At 34.1% G+C, this 19,382-nt stretch carries 17 protein-coding genes; all 17 read left to right on the forward strand.

Going from position 1 to position 19,382, the window contains the following annotated elements:
- Positions 1 to 25 precede the first annotated feature (25 nt).
- A complete protein-coding gene (gene nusA / locus EXD82_RS08010) occupies positions 26 to 1,213 on the forward strand; it encodes a transcription termination factor NusA (RefSeq protein WP_142536397.1) in 1,188 nt (395 codons plus the stop codon).
- 19 nt (positions 1,214 to 1,232) lie between these two features.
- Positions 1,233 to 1,505 (forward strand): RNase P modulator RnpM, encoded by a 273-nt coding sequence (gene rnpM / locus EXD82_RS08015; RefSeq protein WP_174919202.1) that lies wholly within the window; start codon positions 1,233 to 1,235, stop codon positions 1,503 to 1,505.
- Positions 1,498 to 1,812, forward strand: coding sequence for a L7Ae/L30e/S12e/Gadd45 family ribosomal protein (locus EXD82_RS08020; RefSeq protein WP_142536398.1), 315 nt, complete (start codon positions 1,498 to 1,500; stop codon positions 1,810 to 1,812). Before rnpM ends, EXD82_RS08020 begins: the two co-directional genes overlap by 8 nt.
- 15 nt (positions 1,813 to 1,827) lie before the next feature.
- Positions 1,828 to 3,759 (forward strand): translation initiation factor IF-2, encoded by a 1,932-nt coding sequence (gene infB, locus EXD82_RS08025; protein WP_142536399.1) that lies wholly within the window; start codon positions 1,828 to 1,830, stop codon positions 3,757 to 3,759.
- 50 nt (positions 3,760 to 3,809) lie between these two features.
- A complete protein-coding gene (gene rbfA / locus EXD82_RS08030; RefSeq protein WP_142536400.1) occupies positions 3,810 to 4,196 on the forward strand; it encodes a 30S ribosome-binding factor RbfA in 387 nt (128 codons plus the stop codon).
- Complete coding sequence (locus EXD82_RS08035) at positions 4,189 to 5,190, forward strand: DHH family phosphoesterase (RefSeq protein ID WP_246082034.1); 1,002 nt, start codon at positions 4,189 to 4,191, stop codon at positions 5,188 to 5,190. Before rbfA ends, EXD82_RS08035 begins: the two co-directional genes overlap by 8 nt.
- A gap of 9 nt (positions 5,191 to 5,199) precedes the next feature.
- Complete coding sequence (truB, locus tag EXD82_RS08040; protein ID WP_142536402.1) at positions 5,200 to 6,108, forward strand: tRNA pseudouridine(55) synthase TruB; 909 nt, start codon at positions 5,200 to 5,202, stop codon at positions 6,106 to 6,108.
- An 18-nt stretch (positions 6,109 to 6,126) separates the two neighbouring features.
- Positions 6,127 to 7,065 carry a bifunctional riboflavin kinase/FAD synthetase gene (locus EXD82_RS08045; RefSeq protein WP_142536403.1) on the forward strand — a complete coding sequence of 313 codons (939 nt, stop codon included), beginning with the start codon at positions 6,127 to 6,129 and terminating at the stop codon, positions 7,063 to 7,065.
- A gap of 107 nt (positions 7,066 to 7,172) precedes the next feature.
- Complete coding sequence (gene rpsO / locus EXD82_RS08050; protein ID WP_142536404.1) at positions 7,173 to 7,433, forward strand: 30S ribosomal protein S15; 261 nt, start codon at positions 7,173 to 7,175, stop codon at positions 7,431 to 7,433.
- Positions 7,434 to 7,540: 107 nt separating this feature from the next.
- Entirely contained in the window at positions 7,541 to 8,380 is an 840-nt protein-coding gene (locus EXD82_RS08055; protein WP_142536405.1) for a DegV family protein, read from the forward strand.
- A gap of 101 nt (positions 8,381 to 8,481) precedes the next feature.
- Positions 8,482 to 10,569 carry a polyribonucleotide nucleotidyltransferase gene (gene pnp / locus EXD82_RS08060; protein ID WP_142536406.1) on the forward strand — a complete coding sequence of 696 codons (2,088 nt, stop codon included), beginning with the start codon at positions 8,482 to 8,484 and terminating at the stop codon, positions 10,567 to 10,569.
- Positions 10,570 to 10,786: 217 nt separating this feature from the next.
- Positions 10,787 to 12,034 (forward strand): M16 family metallopeptidase, encoded by a 1,248-nt coding sequence (locus tag EXD82_RS08065; protein WP_142536407.1) that lies wholly within the window; start codon positions 10,787 to 10,789, stop codon positions 12,032 to 12,034.
- A 20-nt stretch (positions 12,035 to 12,054) separates the two neighbouring features.
- A complete protein-coding gene (gene dapG, locus EXD82_RS08070; protein ID WP_142536408.1) occupies positions 12,055 to 13,257 on the forward strand; it encodes an aspartate kinase in 1,203 nt (400 codons plus the stop codon).
- A gap of 20 nt (positions 13,258 to 13,277) precedes the next feature.
- Positions 13,278 to 15,734 carry a DNA translocase FtsK gene (locus EXD82_RS08075; protein WP_142536409.1) on the forward strand — a complete coding sequence of 819 codons (2,457 nt, stop codon included), beginning with the start codon at positions 13,278 to 13,280 and terminating at the stop codon, positions 15,732 to 15,734.
- Between the two features lie 129 nt (positions 15,735 to 15,863).
- Positions 15,864 to 16,916: a tRNA 2-selenouridine(34) synthase MnmH gene (gene mnmH, locus EXD82_RS08080; RefSeq protein WP_142536410.1), complete on the forward strand. Its 1,053-nt coding sequence runs from the start codon at positions 15,864 to 15,866 to the stop codon at positions 16,914 to 16,916.
- 2 nt (positions 16,917 to 16,918) lie between these two features.
- Positions 16,919 to 18,256: a 30S ribosomal protein S12 methylthiotransferase RimO gene (rimO, locus tag EXD82_RS08085; RefSeq protein WP_142536411.1), complete on the forward strand. Its 1,338-nt coding sequence runs from the start codon at positions 16,919 to 16,921 to the stop codon at positions 18,254 to 18,256.
- Positions 18,240 to 18,782, forward strand: a complete 543-nt coding sequence (gene pgsA / locus EXD82_RS08090; RefSeq protein WP_142536412.1) for a CDP-diacylglycerol--glycerol-3-phosphate 3-phosphatidyltransferase — start codon at positions 18,240 to 18,242, stop codon at positions 18,780 to 18,782. Before rimO ends, pgsA begins: the two co-directional genes overlap by 17 nt.
- Positions 18,783 to 19,382: the final 600 nt, after the last annotated feature.

Consider the following 19,382-nt stretch of genomic DNA (forward strand, 5'->3'; position numbering starts at 1 on the left):
TCTTAGAAAGCGGGAGGAAAATAAAATGAATCATGAATTTATGGATGCATTAAACGAGATAGTTGAAAGCAAAGGTATAGATAAGGATATACTTATAGATACAATAGAGCAGGCGCTTTTAACTGCATACAAAAAGAACTTCGGACAGGCTCAGAACGTGGAAGTTGAATTCAACAGAGAAAGTGGAGATATAAAAGTATACTCTACAAGACAGGTTGTTGATGAATCAGATTACTATGATAGTTTCCTTGAAATAGAGCTTACTGAAGCGAGAAAAATAGACCCTGCATATGAGATAGGGGATATAATAAGAAATGAAGTTACACCAAGAGACTTCGGAAGAATAGCTGCTCAGACAGCAAAACAGGTTGTTGTTCAGAGACTTAGAGAAGCTGAAAGAGAAATAGTATACAATGAGTTCATAGAAAAGGAAAGTGAGCTTGTTGATGGTGAAATATCAAGAGCAACTCCAAACGTTGTATATGTGGATCTTGGAAGAATAGAGGGTATAATGACTCGGAATGAAAAAATAGCCGGGGAAATATACAAAGAAGGTCAGAGAATAAAAGTATATGTTGTAGAAGTAAGAAAAACAAGTAAAGGACCTCAGATAATAGTTTCAAGAAGCCATCCAGGTCTTGTTAAGAGATTATTTGAACTTGAAGTTCCTGAAATAGAGCAGGGAATAGTTCAGATAAAATCAATAGCAAGAGAAGCAGGATCAAGAACTAAGATGGCTGTTAAATCAATAGATGAAAAAATAGATCCAATCGGAGCATGTGTAGGACAGAAAGGTATAAGAGTTAAACACATAGTTGACGAACTTGGAGATGAAAAAATAGATATAATCAAATACAGCGACGATCCAGCTGAATTTATATCAGAGGCATTAAGCCCATCAAAAGTTGTTAAAGTTGAAGTTAATGAAGAAGAAAAATCAGCTTTAGTTGTTGTTCCTGATTATCAATTATCACTTGCTATAGGTAAGGATGGACAGAATGCAAGACTTGCAGCAAAACTTACTAACTGGAAAATAGATATAAAGAGTGAGTCTCAGTATGAAGAGGAACTTGCAAACGGAACTCTATATGCAAAAGAAGAAAAAATAGAGGAAGAGATAGTTGAAGATTTTGAGGCTGATGAAGCAGTTGATTTAGAAGAAGTAGCTGAGTTTGAAGCTGAATTTGCAGAAAATGAAGAAATAGAAGAGTAGTATTCGGGAGGTGATTGTTTTGCAGAAAGTAAAAAAAGTACCTCAGAGAAAATGTATAGCCTGCCAGGAAAGAGATTCCAAAAAAGGGCTTATAAGAATAGTTAAAAACAAAGAAGGCGAAATATTCCTAGATCCAACAGGAAGAGCAAATGGAAGAGGAGCTTATATATGTAGAAGCTCTGAATGTCTTCAGAAGGCAATAAAAAGCAAGGCACTTAACAGAGCATTTAAGATGGAAGTGCCGGATGAAGTATATGAACATCTTCTAGTGGAGTTGAAAGAATATGAATAATATGGAAAAAAACAGAGTAATATCTTTTCTTGGAATAGCAGCAAGAGCGGGAAAAGTTGTTTCAGGTGATGATTCAACGCTTCTTGAACTTAAAAAGGGAAATGTACATCTTGTAATAGTTGCAGAAGATGCATCAGATAATACAAAGAAACTTTTCAGAGATAAAGCTGGCTATAGAAATATAGATATGGTTGAATTTGGAACAAAAGCTGAAATTGGTGTTGCGATAGGCAAATCAATGAGAGCTGTTATAGGAATAAAGGATGAAGGATTTGCATCCAGATTAAAGGAATTAATAGAAATTTAAATAGGGGGTGGTCCTGTGTCAACAAAAGTGTACCAGGTAGCAGAAGAATTAAAAATATCCAACGAGGAGCTTATAAAAAAGCTTGCCGAGTATGATATAAACGTATCAGACAAGGACGATGTACTTGAAGGTGAAGAATTTGAACTTGCCTATGAAATGATAAAAGAAGATGTAATAGCAGCAAGAGGAAATGTTATATCAGTAGATGGAAAACTTACTGTTCAGGCTCTTGCAGATGCAATGGGAAAAACTGTATCAGAAGTTATAATGGAACTTATGAAAATGGGAACTATGGCTACAATAAACCAGGAAGTAAGTTTTGAAATAGCAGCTCTTGTAGCTACAAAATTCGGATTTGAACTTGCAGCTGCTGATGACAGTGATACAGAAGAAGAAATAGAAAAACTTATGGAAATAGAAGAGGATAGAGAAGAAGATCTAAAACCTAGACCACCGGTTGTAACAGTAATGGGTCACGTTGACCACGGTAAAACATCTCTTCTTGATGCAATAAGAAAGACAAATGTAACTGAGGGAGAAGCTGGGGGAATAACTCAGCACATAGGGGCTTCTGAAGTTATGATAAACGGACAGAAAATAGTATTCCTTGATACACCAGGACATGAGGCCTTCACTTCAATGAGAGCAAGAGGTGCTCAGGTTACAGATATAGCTATACTTGTTGTTGCAGCAGACGACGGTATAATGCCACAGACAATAGAGGCTATAAACCATGCAAAAGCAGCTGAAGTTCCACTTATAGTTGCTATAAACAAAATAGATAAAGACGGAGCAAATCCTGACAAAGTTAAGCAGGAACTTGCAGACCAGGGTCTTTTAGTTGAAGACTGGGGTGGAGATGTAATATCAGTTCCAGTATCAGCAAAGAAAAAAATAGGTATAGATACACTTCTTGAAATGGTTCTTCTAGTAGCAGAAATGGAAGAACTTAAAGCAAATCCTGATAAGAGAGCTGTAGGTACAGTAATAGAGGCTCAGCTTGACAAAGGTAGAGGTCCTGTTGCAACTGTACTTGTACAGGGTGGTACTCTAAGAGTAGGAGACCCTATAGTTGCAGGTGTTGCATGTGGTAAGGTAAGAGCGATGATAAACTCTAAAGGTAAGAGAGTTAAGCAGGCAGGTCCTTCAACAGCAGTTGAGATACTTGGACTTTCGGAAGTTCCACAGGGTGGAGACCAGTTCGTTGAAGTTCCAAACGACAAAGTTGCAAGAAGCATAGCAGAAAAAAGACAGCAGCAGCAGAGAGAGGAAATGCTTAAATCAAGCCAGAGACTTTCTCTTGATGATCTGTTCAGCCAGATGAATGAAGGTCTTAAAGAGCTTAACATAGTAATAAAAGCAGACGTTCAGGGTTCTGTACAGGCAGTTAAGCAGTCTCTTGAAAGACTTTCAAATGATGAGGTACAGGTTAAGGCTATACACGGTGGTGTTGGTGCCATAACAGAAACAGACGTACTTCTTGCTGCAGCATCAAACGCTATAATAATAGGATTCAACGTAAGACCTGTTTCAGGTGCTGAGTCACTTGCAGAAAAAGAAAAAGTTGATATGAGAACATATACAATAATATACAAAGCTATAGAGGATATACAGGCAGCTATGTGCGGTATGCTTGATCCGGATATAGTTGATGAAGATACAGGTAAAGCTGAAATAAGAGAAACTTACAGAATATCTGGTGTCGGTACTGTTGCAGGATGTTATGTAACAAGCGGTAAGATATACAGAAACTGTAAGGTAAGAATAGTAAGAGACGGTATAATAGTTCATGAATGTGAACTTGCGGCATTAAGAAGATTCAAGGACGATGTTAAGGAAGTTGCAGAAGGTTACGAATGCGGTATGAGTTTCGTAAACTACAACGACATAAAAGAAGGCGATATAGTAGAAGCCTACATAACAAAAGAAGTTGAAAGAACTTTATAATATCATATTTGAAACAATGCTGTATAAAACTTTAGAATAGAGGTGGAATTATGGCATCATATAATAGAACAAGAAGAATATCAGAAGAAATAAAGAAAATAATAGGACAGATGCTTATAAATGGTATAAAAGATCCTAGAATAACATCTATGGTAAGTGTTACAGATGTAGAGGTTACAAACGACCTTAGATATGCATTTGTTTATGTAAGTCTTCTTGGAGGAAATGAAGAAGAATCTCTTGTAGGGCTTAAAAGTTCTGCAGGATTTATAAGAAGAGAAGTTGGTAAGAAAATAAAACTTAGATACATACCAGAGATAATGTTCAAAGTTGATGATTCAATAGAGAGAGGTATGTACATGGATAACCTTATAAGAAAGGTTAATGAAGAAAATTCCTCAAAAGTGGAAGAAAACGAGGATGAAGCAGATGAATAAATTTAAAGATGTTATGGACAATATACTGTCTGAAATAGATAAAGGCAGTAAATTTGTACTGACATCTCATGTAAGCCCAGATGGTGATAATCTGGGCTCTACACTTGCCATGTACAGATTTCTCAACAAAACAGGAAAGAATGTATACTATGTTCTTGACGATGATATACCTTCAGGTCTTTCATTCCTTGCGGAAAATATAGAGAAACTTTCATCATCTCAGTTTGATGATAACAATTACATATTTATATCTCTTGATTGTGGAGATATAGGCAGAGTTTGTGTTTCAGAGGAAATAATAAAAAATGCTGAAAAAAGAATATGTATAGATCATCATTACAGCAATAAAGGCGATTTCAGTGATATAAACTATATAGATGTAGATGCATCGTCTACATGTGAACTTGTATTCAATCTTTTGAGAAGATACGAGGAAAATATGAAAACTGAAATAATAGATAGTGAAACAGCTACACTTTTATATGCGGGACTTCTGACTGATACAGGAAACTTCCAGTATTCAAACACTCATCCAAGCAGTTTTGAAATGGCAAAAGTTCTTCTTGAAAGAAATGCCGACAGAGATAGAGTGGTACAGAAGATATATCAGAGTAATTCATTTGCTTACTACAGAATACTTGGTGATGCACTGGGAACTCTTGAAATAACAGACAGCAAAGTTGAAAATGCAAGAGTAGCATCTATAACAGTATCAATAGACATGATGAAAAAACATGGTATAGGATATAATGAGATAGACAGTATAACTCCTTATACAAGAGATATAGAAAATGTTGAGGTTGGTATATTCCTGAAAGAAAGAAAACCTGGAGAAATAAAAATAAGTCTAAGATCTAAAAATTTTGTGGATGTAAGTAAAATTGCAGCTGCATTTAACGGTGGTGGGCATGTAAGAGCTGCCGGATGTACAATAAATGACAGTATTGAAAATGCTAGAAAAATAATTACAGACTATGTGCTGAATTCTTTTTAGGGTGAAAAGATGAATAAAATAGTAAGTATTTTAAAACCGACGGGAATGACTTCTCACGATGCTGTAAGCATAGTAAGAAGAATAACCGGAATAAAAAAAGTAGGACATACAGGAACTCTCGACCCTGATGCTGCAGGAGTTCTTCCTATATGTATAGGAAGAGCCACAAAGGTAAGTGAACTTATACTGAACAAAGAAAAATCATATATATGTGAGCTTACTCTTGGATCTTCCACAGACACATATGATTCATCTGGAAAAATTATATACAAAGCTGATGATGATTTTGTATACAATGAGGAAGAAATAAAAAAAGCACTTATGAGTTTGGTTGGAGAAATAGAACAGTATCCTCCAAAATACTCAGCACTGAAGGTGAATGGAAAAAGAATGTGCGATCTTGTCAGAAAGGGAAGAGAAGACGAAATTGTTCTGAAACCTAGAAAAGTAAATATAAAGAAAATAGAGATACTGGGAATCGATAAAAATAAAGTGAGATTCTACACAGAGTGCAGTAAAGGAACATATATAAGAAGTATCTGCTATGATGTCGGAGAAATTCTTGGATGTGGAGGGCATATGTCTTTTCTTCTGAGAACATCTTCAGGTAAGTTTAATCTTGAAAATTCTATAACATTTGAAGAAATGGAAAAATACATGCAGGAAGGGACACTTGAAAATTATATGTTTGATATAGACTATACTCTTGATATGTATCCTAAAATCATACTTGCGGACAATGCCATTAAATACTATGTAAACGGAGGTATTATAGAATCAAGAAGATTTGAATACTCTGAATACAAAGAGGGAGATGAATACGCAAGGGTATACAGCAGAGATGAGTTCCTTGGAATAGGAAAACTTAAATCTGCAGATGGAAAAGTTAGTATAAAGAGCGACAAAATATTCGTATAGCTCACAGGAGAGATGAAGATGGAGGTCATAAGATCTATAAATGATATAAAAACTCTGCCTGAAAGCTGTGTCACTATAGGAAATTTCGACGGTGTTCACAACGGGCACAGAATTCTTATAAAAAAAACAACGGATTATGCGAAAGAAAAAGGTATAAAAAGTGTAGTATTTACATTTGCAAATCATCCAAGCAACTATTTTGTTCCAGGGATTATAAAAAATATCCTTGACGAAAATGAAAAGATAGAGCTGATAGAAAGCTGTGGAGCTGATTATCTTTTAAATATACCTTTTGAGACGTATATGACGAAAATGTCTTCTCAGTCGTTTGTTGAGGATATACTGATTGAAAAGATAAATGTAAAAAAAGTTATTGTAGGACACGATTTTACATTTGCCAGAAAAAAAGAGGGGACAGCGGAAGTCCTTGTTGAAATGGGGCAAAAGTACGGTTTTGAAGTAGAAATAGTACAACCTATAAAGGTAAATGATATAAGAATAAGCAGTACACATATAAGAAAGCTTATTTCTGAGGGAAAAATGGACGAAGTACCATTATTTCTTGGAAGAAATTACAGTATAAGAGGTGAAGTCATACATGGAATGGCAAACGGAAGAAAAATAGGATTTCCAACTGCCAATATAAAAGTAAACAAAGAACTTGTTATGCCGGGATGTGGAATATATGTATCTATTGTAAAAATAAATGATAAAAATTATTACGGTGCGACAAATGTAGGATTTAACCCTACTGTAAATGGAAAAGGATTATCCATAGAAACTCATATACTCGACTTTGAAGAAAGTATATATGGGAAAATTATAGAAATAGAATTTCTGGAAAGAATAAGAGATGAAAAGAAGTTCTGTTCAATGGATGAACTTAGAGAACAGCTTTCACATGATGTTGGATATATAAGAGAAAAATACTCAAAATATAAATTGCAAAAAGTATAAATATATGATAATATAATTAAGGTAGTTAACCCGCACCCAGCAAATGAACACTCCGATCTTTGCTTAGTGCAGGGCGATTAATAGAAAATATATGGAGGTAATGTAACATGACATTCAACAAATCAGAAATAATAAAAGAATTCGGAAGAAAAGAAGGAGATACTGGTTCTCCAGAAGTACAGATAGCTTTATTAACAGCTAGAATAAACGAACTAAACGAGCACTTAAAAGTTCACAAAAAAGACCATCATTCAAGAAGAGGTCTATTAAAAATGGTTGGTAAGAGAAGAAACCTACTTTCTTACTTAAAGAAAAACGACCTAGAAGGATACAGAGCTTTAATAGCTAAGTTAGGATTAAGAAAATAATAATTGTTATTTCAGAAAAGCAGGTATATTATTACCTGCTTTTTCAAATATAATTACAGATATACATATTTGTAATGAATCTATAATTATGAGAGGGAGGTATGTATATGGATATTAAATTATTATGTGATAGTTTATGCGATATACCTGATGAAATAGCATCAAAGGAATATATAGAAATAATACCGCTTACTGTAATATTTGAAGACGGAGAGTTTAAAGAGGGTATAGATATAAATAAACAGGAATTTTACGATAGAGTAAAAAAGACAAGAGAAATACCGAAAACATCTCAGGCTACATATGTTGAGTTTAAGGAAGCTTTTGATAGAGCTCTATCAGAAGGAAAGAAGATAATATGTATTACAGGTTCATCAAGATCTTCTGGGACATATCAGAGTGCAATGCTTGCAAAATCTGATACAGAAGGAGATATAGAAATAATTGATACACTTGAACTTTCTCTTGGAAGTGGGCAGTTTGTAATAAAGGCATGTGAGCTTATAGATGAAGGTCTTGAGTACGAAAAAATTCTTGAAGAGCTTGAAAATATAAGAGAAAGTGTACATCTTCTATTTGTTCCATCAACTCTTGAATATCTTAAAAAGAGTGGAAGAGTCCGGGGGGTTACAGCTATGCTTGGAAATCTCTTAAATATAAAGCCTATTTTTTATATGAAAGATGGAGATATAAAACTTCTTGAAAAAGTGAGAGGCGCAAAGAAAGTTCCTTCAAAAATGGTAGATATACTTACAAAACTTAATGATGGAATATTTGAAGACAAGATAGTCACTATAGGTTGTGGTGACAATTACGAAGACGTGAAAGGTCTTGAAGAAGAAGTGAGAAAAAGAATAAATGCCAGAAAAGTGATGTTCACAAGAGGAGGAGTATGCATATGTTCGCATACCGGTCCGGATATAATTGCTATAAGCAGTTCAAAATAATTATGCAGGATAGTCATAATAATATTTCTGTTGTGCAAAAATATTATTTTTGTTAATATAGTAATTGGAGAGAAAACGGCGAAATCAGGAGGAAAACATACATGGTTGAACATAAAATATACAGTATGGAATTTGCAGGAAGAGAACTTTCTGTAGAAGTTGGAAAAATATGTGAAATGACAAACGGAAACTGTATTGTAAGATACGGCGACAGTGTTGTTATGGTAAATACTACAAAATCAGCAGAGCCTAGAGATGGAATAGATTTCTTCCCTCTAAGTGTTGATTATGAAGAAAAATTATATTCAGTAGGTAAAATACCTGGAGGATTCCTGAAAAGAGAGGGAAAACCTTCAGAAAAGGCTATACTTACATCAAGACTTATAGATAGACCTATAAGACCATTATTCCCAAAAGGATTCAGAAATGATGTTCAGGTTGTTGCAACAGTTTTATCTGTTGATCAGGACTGTACACCTGATATAGTTGCTATGATAGGTTCATCAGTTGCACTTTCAATATCTGATATACCATTCAACGGTCCTACTGGATCTGTATGTATAGGTCTTGTAGATGGGGAATTTGTGGTAAATCCTAATGCAGAGCAGAGAGAAAAGAGTGAAATGCACCTTGTGGTATCAGGAACAAAAGATGCTATAATGATGGTTGAAGCCGGAGCTCAGGAAGTTTCTGAAGACACTATGCTTAAAGCTATACTTTTCGCTCATGAACATATAAAGAAAATAGTAGAGTTTATAGAAGAGATAGTTGCAGGTTCTGGAAAAGAAAAAGAAGAAGTAAAACTTTATCATGCTGATGAAGAAATAGAAAAAATGGTAAAAGAGTTTGCTTCAGATAAGATGAGAGAAGCTGTTAAGACAGTTGAAAAAATGGAAAGAATGAAAAATATGGATCAGGTTAAAGAAGAGACTTTTGCTCACTTTGAATCTGTTCTTGAAAATTTTGAAGAAGTTGCAGGAGATATAGAGGAAGTTCTTCAGTCTATAATAAAAGAAGAAGTAAGATCTCTTATATCTGATGATGAAATAAGACCTGACAACAGAAAATACAATGAAATAAGACCAATATGGTGTGAAACTGGTATGATACCTAGAACTCACGGTTCTGCAATATTTACAAGAGGTCAGACTCAGGTAATGAACGTTGCTACTCTTGGAGCACTTGGAGATGTTCAGAAACTTGACGGACTTGATGAAGAAGAGAACAAGAGATATATGCACCACTACAACTTCCCTGCATACTCAGTAGGTGAGGCAAGACCTTCAAGAGGACCAGGTAGAAGAGAAATAGGACATGGAGCACTTGCAGAAAGAGCGCTTCTTCCTGTAATACCATCTCAGGAGGATTTCCCATATGCGATAAGACTTGTTTCTGAGGTTCTAAGCTCAAACGGATCTACTTCTCAGGCGAGTGTATGTGCATCTACACTTTCACTTCTTGATGCAGGTGTACCTATAAAGGATATGGTTGCAGGTATAGCAATGGGTCTTATAAAACACCACGACAAGGTAGTAGTTCTTTCTGATATACAGGGAATGGAAGACCACCTTGGAGATATGGACTTCAAAGTAGCAGGTACTGAGCACGGTATAACAGCTATACAGATGGATATAAAAATAGATGGTATAGATGAGGATATACTTAGAAGAGCTCTTGCACAGGCAAGAGAGGGAAGAATGCATATACTTGGAGAAATGAGAAAAGTTATATCTGAACCAAGACCAGAGCTTTCTCCATATGCACCTAAGATAGAAAGAATGAATATAAACCCTGACAAGATAAAAGATGTTATAGGACCTGGTGGAAAGGTTATAACTAAGATAATAGATGAAACAGGAGTTAAGATAGATATAGAGCAGACTGGTGAAGTTTATATAGCTGGTGTTGACAAAGCTATGATAGATAAAGCTAGACAGCTTATAGAAAATATAGTAGCTGAAGCTGAAGTTGGTAAAGTATACAAAGGTAAAGTAACAAGAATTATGAACTTTGGTGCTTTCATGGAAATACTTCCAGGTAAGGAAGGTCTTCTTCACATATCTCAGATATCAAAAGAAAGAGTAAATAATGTAGAGGATGTTCTTAAAGTCGGAGATGAAATGGAAGTTAAAGTTACAGAAATAGACGATAAAGGAAGAATAAATCTTTCAAGAAAAGTTCTTTTATAAAAATGATATTTGCAGCGGAATCAGAGATGATTCCGCTTTTTTATTTTGAAATATATGTTATTTTATCTACTATGATTTTAAAATGAAGAAAACAATATCCTATGTTCTGAAAATACTCAATATAATAAAGTGAGTTGCCAATATACGAATACTAAATTATAATGATATAATGGGTATAAAATATCATATAAGTAAAATAGCAGAGACGGAGGTATTTATGTACAGATACAAAAAACTGAATAATGGAATAAGGGTTATAGGTGAAGAAATACCATACCTTGAATCCATATCTATGGGAGTATGGTTCAGAGCCGGTTCTGCTACAGAAAGCGGATATACGGATGGAATATCCCATTTTATAGAACATATGCTTTTTAAGGGAACAGAGACAAGAAATGCCAAAGAACTTGCATCACGGATAGATAATCTGGGTGGAGTCATAAATGCATTTACAGGAAGAGAATGCACATGTTATTATGTTAAGCTTCTTGATTCACATATAAATGCAGGAATAGATATACTTTCAGATATGATTTTAAACTCAAAATTTGATGAGTCAGATATTGAGAGGGAGAAAAGTGTAATACTGGAGGAACTGAAAATGTATGAGGATTCTCCTGAGGATTATGTGTTTGATACTCTTCTGGAAAAGATATACGAAAATAAAGGTGTAGGTAAAAATATCCTTGGAAATAGAAAATCCATAAAATCAATAAATAGGGAAAAGATAATGGAGTATTATAAAAGTCACTATGTTCCAGAAAATGCTGTAATATCAATATGTGGTAATTTTGATTTTGATAAAATTACTGATATGCTGGAAGAAAAGTTTGGAAACTGGAGTGGAGTACATGCACCAAAGGAAAATGAAACAGAGGAATTTCATTCATGTTGCATAAGAAAAAACAGAGATTATGAACAGAGTAATCTTGCAATATGTTTTGAGGGAGTATCTGCGGAAAACAGAAAAGATATGTATGCTGTATCGGTTCTCAATAATATTGTAGGGGGAGGCGCCAGTTCAAGACTTTTCCAGAAAATAAGGGAAGAAAGTGGACTTGCATATTCTATCTATTCGGCAGAGGAAGTATATGTACATAGAGGAGAATTCACTATATGTGCCAGTATGAGTGCCGAAAATCTTAAAAAGGTGTATAATCTTATAATAGAAGAAATAAGAGATATAAAAGAAAATGGAATTTCAGATGAGGAGATAAAAAACAGCAAAGAACAGTTGAAAGGAAGTTACATTCTTGGAAATGAGGGAACAGAAAGTAGAATGATTTCAATGGGTAAATCTATGATACTTAAAAACTGTGCTGAAACATCAGAAGAAGTTCTTGAGGGGATAGAATCAGTGGAACCTGATAATATAAAAAGACTAGTGGATAAAATTTTTGATTTTGACAGAATGGGTATATGCGCAGCAGGAAGAAATGCTGAAAGAGTAAAATTTGCGCTTTAGTATATACAGGGAGGTTTTTTATGAATATACTTGTACAGAAATTTGGTGGAACTTCAGTTGCAAACTTTGAAAGAATGGCTGAAGTATGCGATATAGTTGAAAAATATAAAAACGACGGATATAGTATAGTACTCGTTGTTTCTGCAATGGGTAGAAAAGGAGCCCCATATGCTACTGATACTCTTTTAGGACTTTTAAGTGAAGTAAATAAAAATGCAAATGAAAGAGAAAAAGATATGCTTATGTCATGTGGAGAGACAATATCAGCAACTCTTATGGCATCTATGCTATCAGCAAGAGGAATCAATGCAGTTGCTCTTACAGGGGGACAGGCAGGAATATGTACAGAAGGAGATTTTTCTGATTCAAGAATAAAAGAAATTGATTCAAAAAGAATAATCTCTGAACTTGAAGCCGGAAAAGTTGTAGTTGTTGCAGGTTTCCAGGGAGTTAATGAAAATGGTGATATAACAACTCTTGGAAGAGGAGGATCTGACACATCTGCAGTTGCGCTTGGAAAAGCTCTTGAATGTGGAAAGGTCGAAATATACACAGATGTAGATGGAGTGATGACAGCAGATCCAAGAGTAGAGCCAAATGCGAGAGTAATGGAAGAAATAGACTATGAAGAAGTGTTTCAGATGGCGGACAAGGGAGCAAAGGTAATTCATCCGAGAGCTGTACAGATTGCCAAAGATGGAAATATAACTCTTGTAATAAAAAACACACTTAATCCAATGTATAGAGGAACTGAAATATGCTGTGTAAACTCAGATAATGGGAAAATAGAATGTTCAGGAAAAAGCGAGAGATTTGCAGTAGCACATAAAAAAGGTATATCTCAGATAAAGATAATAGACAATGGGGATTTTGGAAAGATACTATCAGAAATGGAAGAAGAAAATGTAAGTATGGACATGATAAACTTCTTTATAGGCGAAAAAGCATTTGTTGTTGATGATACAGATGCAGAAAAAATAGAAAAAATACTTAAAAGAAATAATGTACAGTACAGTATAAGAAAAAATTGTGCAAAGATAACACTTATTGGAAATTCTATGAGTGGAATACCTGGAGTTATGTCTAAAATATCGAAAGGTCTTTCAGATGCGGAAGTTCCTATACTTCAGACATCTGATTCAAGTATGACTATATCATGTCTTGTAGATGAACAGGATATGGAAAATGCTGTACATGCAATACATGAACAGTTCTGTGTATAGTTAAGGAAAGGAGTATGATGATGGGTTTATTCAATAAAACATCAAAAAAGAAAAGAAAGAAGAAACAGAGTATAAGATTCAATTCGGAATATCACAATCTGATAACAATATTTCTTGGTGTATTCCTGCTTTACAGTCTGAACTCAAGCTCAATGGGATGGATTCCGGTATTGATTCAGAATGTATTCAAAGGGCTATTTGGAGGATTGTCTATATTTATACCAATCTTACTTATAGTAACAGGTATACTTGGTTTTATGGATGGAAATGAATATATCTACAGATTCAGAAAAACAAAGGTATATTTTATAGCAGTATTTTTCATCTTTGTATTTTACGGACTTCTTCATGCAGGAAATCTTGTTGTTGACAGTCCTTTCCAGAAAAGTATGATGATGGAAATTGTCCATCAGGGTGTAGCTGGTAACGGATGTGGTCTGATATCTACTATAATCGTATATTATATGTGTAAAATATTTGGTGTATTTGGAGCATGGCTTGTAAGTATATTTGCCCTTCTTATAGCATCTGTATATACATTTAATATATCTGTAAGTGATATGATAGCAAAATTCAAAGAAACAAAGAACAGCGGGCTTTCTACAAAGGAAAGACTAGCCAAGATGAAGGATGCAGCACTTAATCTTGTTACAGATGAGGTCGATGATATAGACGATAAGACGGTTGTAGCAGGAAAAGAGAAAAAAGGTCTGTTTGGGGGGCTTAAAGAGAAATTTTCCAAGGAGGAAGCTCCTGAAGAGGAAGATTATGATAATGTAGATGATAAAACAATCAAAATTGTAGGATTTAATAAAGCAGATGACGATTATCTGGAGATTCTGGAAGGAACTCAGAGTATGAGTGAATTAGACGTTTTAAAAGAGCTTCAGGAAGCTGATATACCTGCAGATAAGTCTGATTTAAATGCATTAAATAGAGATGGTGTATCTGAAAATACAGGCATATATTCTGCAAATGCAGGAACAGCCGAAAACAGATCTGCATATGCAGATAAAAATAATGATATAGATATAAATACAACAGGAAATGGAGACAGTTATAAGAATTATAGACTTCCATCTCCTACACTTCTTAATAAAGTAAATAAAAAGTCTGATGAAAATGTAAGAAAAAAAGTAATAAAAAATGCTGAACTTCTTGAAAGAACTCTTGAAGATTTTGGAGTAGATGCTTCAATAAGTCAGGTAACAGTAGGACCTGCGATAACAAGATATGAGATACAGCCGAAGCCGGGAGTAAAGGTAAGTAAAATAGTAAATCTTACTGATGATATAGCACTTAGCCTTGCAGCAAGAAGTATAAGGGTTGAAGCTCCGATACCAGGTAAAAATGCTATAGGTATAGAAGTTCCAAACGATGAAACACAGATGGTTGGAATAAGAGAGATAGTTGAAAGTGATGAGTTCAAAAACTTTAAATCGCCTCTTGCTATGGGTCTTGGAAAAGATGTATCAGGAAAGATTTTTATAAGTGACATAGCCAAGATGCCGCATCTTCTTATAGCAGGATCTACAGGTTCAGGTAAGAGTGTTTGTGTAAATACACTTATAAACAGTATATTGTTCAAGGCAAGACCGGATGAGGTTAAACTTCTTCTTATAGACCCTAAAGTAGTTGAACTTTCAAACTACAATGGAATACCTCATCTTCTGATACCAGTTGTGACTGATCCTTCAAAAGCAGCTAATGCTCTTAATTGGGCTGTTACAGAAATGAACAGAAGATATAAGCTTTTCAGTGAAAGCGGATCAAGAGATATAAAAAGCTATAATGAAAAAGCAGAAGAAAAACTTCCAAGTATAGTTATAATAATAGACGAGCTTGCAGATCTGATGATGACATCTGCAAAAGAGGTGGAAGACTATATATGCAGACTTGCCCAGAAGGCAAGAGCAGCAGGAATGCATCTTGTTATAGCAACTCAGAGACCGTCAGTAGATGTAATTACAGGTGTAATAAAAGCCAACATACCTTCAAGAATAGCATTTGCTGTTTCTTCGCGGACAGATTCAAGAACTATACTTGATATGGGCGGAGCAGAAAAACTTCTTGGAAAAGGAGACATGCTTTTCCATCCACTTGGTGCATCAAAACCGGAAAGACTTCAGGGAGCTTTTATATCAGAGGGTGAACTTGAAAAAGTAATAGACTTTGTAAAAGGTCAGTTCAGCTCTGAAGAAGTAAAATACGAAGAGGATATAATAGAATCCATATCTGCGGTTAAAACAACTCCAATTGACGATGAGGATGAACTTCTTCCACAGGCGATAGAGTTTGTGGTTGATACAGGACAGGCGTCTGCATCTATGCTTCAGAGAAGATTCAAGATAGGTTTCAACAGAGCAGCCAGAATAATAGATTCAATGGAAGAGCGAGGAATTGTTGGACAGAACGAAGGAAGCAGACCTAGAAAAGTTCTTATATCAAAAGAACAGTACGAAGAAATAAAAAAATAATAAAGATAGAATATAAAACGATAAATATAAAATATAAATAATATATAGATACAATTTTTTGATTTTAATTTTTGAGTGTAAATTTTAAATATAATTTAGGAAAAAGGAGAACTGAAAGGGACGATATTTTTGAAAACTATTAAAATACAGGATGCGTTAAAACTGGAAAATACAATATTTATAGATGTAAGAACAGAAGCTGAATACAGCGAAGATCATATACCAGGGGCATATAATATGCCTCTGTTTAGTGACGACGAACACAAGGATGTTGGAACAATATATAAAATGCAGGGAAAGCATGAAGCTATACAGCAGGGATTTGACTATGTAAAAGATAAACTTAAAAATATGTATAACGATCTTCATATAAAATCAAATGAATATGAAAATGTAGTTTTATACTGTGCAAGAGGTGGAATGAGAAGTGGAAGCCTTGCAAATATAATAGATACACTTGGTATGTCAAATGTATATAAACTTGAAGGCGGATACAAATCATATAGAAATTTTGTCATTGAATATTTTAAAACTATAATGGATACAAAAGAGTTTATAGTGCTTCATGGGCTTACAGGAGTAGGAAAAACAGATATGCTTCTTATGCTTGAAGAAAAAGGAATAGATATTATAGACCTTGAAGGAATTGCTAAAAACAGTGGTTCTACTTTTGGGTTTATAACATTCGATGAAAAGCCACCTTCTCAGAAACGGTTTGAATCAGAGATATTCAGAAAACTTTATTTTTCAAAGAGTGATTATATTTTTATAGAGAGTGAAAGCAGAAGAGTTGGAAGTCTCAATGTTCCTGGAGATATATACGAGGGTATAATCAGAGAAGGAAAGCATATACTTATGGAATGCAGTGTAAAAAATAGAGTTGATAGACTATGCAGAGATTATATATATAGAGAAAATCAGAAGAATGAATCTCTTATCGAGTGTATGAATAAGTTTAGAAAAAGACTTGGGCATGCAGTTGTAGACCACTACATAGAACTGTTCAATGAAGGAAAATACGAGGAACTGATAGAATTATATCTTGTAGATTATTATGACAAGCTGTACAATCATTCTGTTGAAAAATATGAATATAATATAATACTTGACTGCAATGATATGGAAAAAGCACTTAATGTTCTGATTGATTTCCATACAAAAGCAGTGGAAGGGAGAATATAATAATGTTAAAAATAGCGCTTGAGTCGCTTGGATGTTCAAAAAATCTGATGGATGCAGAAATAATGAACGGTATATTAATAGAAAAAGGATACGAATTCACCGACGATTTTGAAGATGCAGATCTAATAATAGTCAATACATGTGGATTTATAAAAGATGCAAAGCAGGAGTCTATAGACCTTATAGTAGAACTTTCTGAATTAAAAAAAGAAGGAAAGCTTAAATATCTTATAGTAACAGGATGTCTTGCGCAGAGATATTCAGATGAACTGCTTGAAGAAATACCAGAAATAGACGCTATCGTAGGTACTGGTAACTTTATGAACATATCTGACATAATAGAAAAAGTAGAAGAAAACAAGAAAGTAAACGAAACAGGAAATATAGAATTTGCTTTCGATGAGACTCTTCCTAGATATGTTTCTACACCTGATTATATGGCATATATAAAAATAGGTGAAGGATGTTCAAATCACTGTACATACTGTATAATACCGAAACTAAGAGGAAAATACAGAAGCAGAAAGTTTGAAGATATAATAAAAGAAGCAGAAAAACTTGCGGCAGATGGTGTCAAGGAACTTGTGGTAATAGCTCAGGACACAACAAAATATGGAGAGGACTTATATGGAGAGTCAAGACTTGCCGAACTTCTTGACAAAATGGCAGAGATAGAGGGACTTAAATGGATAAGAGTTATGTATTCATATCCTGAATCTATTACTGAGGAACTTGTAAATGTAATAGCAAAACACGACAATATATGCAGTTATTTTGATATGCCGATACAGCATGCAAGCAACAGAATTCTTAAACTTATGAATAGAAAAACTTCAAAAGAGGATATAAGAGCAAAAGTAGAGATGATAAGAGCAAAAATCCCGGATGCTGTTATAAGAACAACTGTTATAGTTGGATTCCCGGGTGAGGAAGAAAGTGATGTAGACGAACTTGTTGATTTTATAGAAGAAATAAAATTCGACAGACTTGGTGCATTCTCATATTCAAGAGAAGAAAATACTCCTGCAGATAAAATGGAAGGACATATGGAAGAGGAGATAAAAGAAGAAAGAAGAGCCAGAGTTATGATGGCTCAGCAGAGAATATCAGAATCTCTTAATGAAAGGAAAATCGGAAATATATATGAGGTTTTAGTTGAAGAACAGGTAGAGGATAATATATATACTGGAAGAACTCAGGGTGATGCTGAGGATATAGATAGTATAGTGTATATAAATTCAGATGAACCTCTTGAGATAGGAGATTTTGTAAAAGTAGAAATAAATGATTCTATGGAATATGACTTGATAGGAGATGTTATATATGAATCTGCCAAATAAATTGACTATGTTCAGGGTATTTCTTATACCTATATTCGTGATTATTATGATGCTTGATATGGAGTCAAAGTATCTTTATGCATGTCTTGTATTTATAATAGCATCTATAACAGATACTCTTGATGGGAAAATAGCCAGAAAATATAATCTGGTAACTGATTTTGGAAAGTTTATGGACCCGCTTGCAGATAAACTGCTTGTAATATCAGCGCTTATCTGTATGATAGAGGTAAATCTTGTTCCTGGATGGATGGTTATAATAATAGTTGCAAGAGAACTTTCTGTAAGTATACTAAGAGCAATAGCAGCTGCAGATGGAACAGTAATAGCAGCTGGTAAAAGTGGTAAACGGAAGACTGTAACACAGATGGTTGCAATAGTACTTCTACTTCTTGGTCAGTATAGAGGAAATCAGACAATACTTATGGCTGGAACAGTATTTATAACAGTTGCGACACTTCTTACACTTTATTCAGGATGGGAGTATCTTTACGGAAACAGACATGTGTTTATGAACAGTAAGTAGATTGAAGACTGCGGTATTATATCCGCAGTCTATTTTATTTTTACAATAAATTATTTGCCATTTGATATATTTTTAAATAAAATATATTTTTTCTTAATTCATATCAAGATATAAAAATATCAATCAACGATATTATTTTAAAAAGAATAAAATAGGTAGAAAAATCTAGTAAGATAGTTTATAATTGAATATAAACAGTGGTAAGTTATTTAACAGAATATAATTATTTATATTATACTTAGTAGCTTAACTGTGAATGTGAATTCGCGAATAACATAATTACAAAGGATACAAGTTGTTTAGAAAAGAGGTAAGAGCTATAAGTACACTTTGAGAGAAAAGGGAAAAAAGAATGAGGATCTTGTATTCCACATGAATATAAAAAAACTAATAAAGAAGCTATTTTGATACTGTAAACAAAGTTGCCTATACTTGTAAAATATGTAAGAGTTTTTGCAATAAAGAAATTCCTGTAAAAGAAAAACTGTTAATGTAATAGTAACGGACAAACAAAGTGTTCAAAGTAGAGTTTTTGATTAAGTTGAAGTTATGTTTGGACTAAAAATGAAATCAGACAAGACTGTGAGAGGAGTACGAGGA

It is taken from the genome of Peptacetobacter hominis (genome assembly GCF_006861675.1).
In the GTDB taxonomy this organism is placed as follows: domain Bacteria; phylum Bacillota; class Clostridia; order Peptostreptococcales; family Peptostreptococcaceae; genus Peptacetobacter; species Peptacetobacter hominis.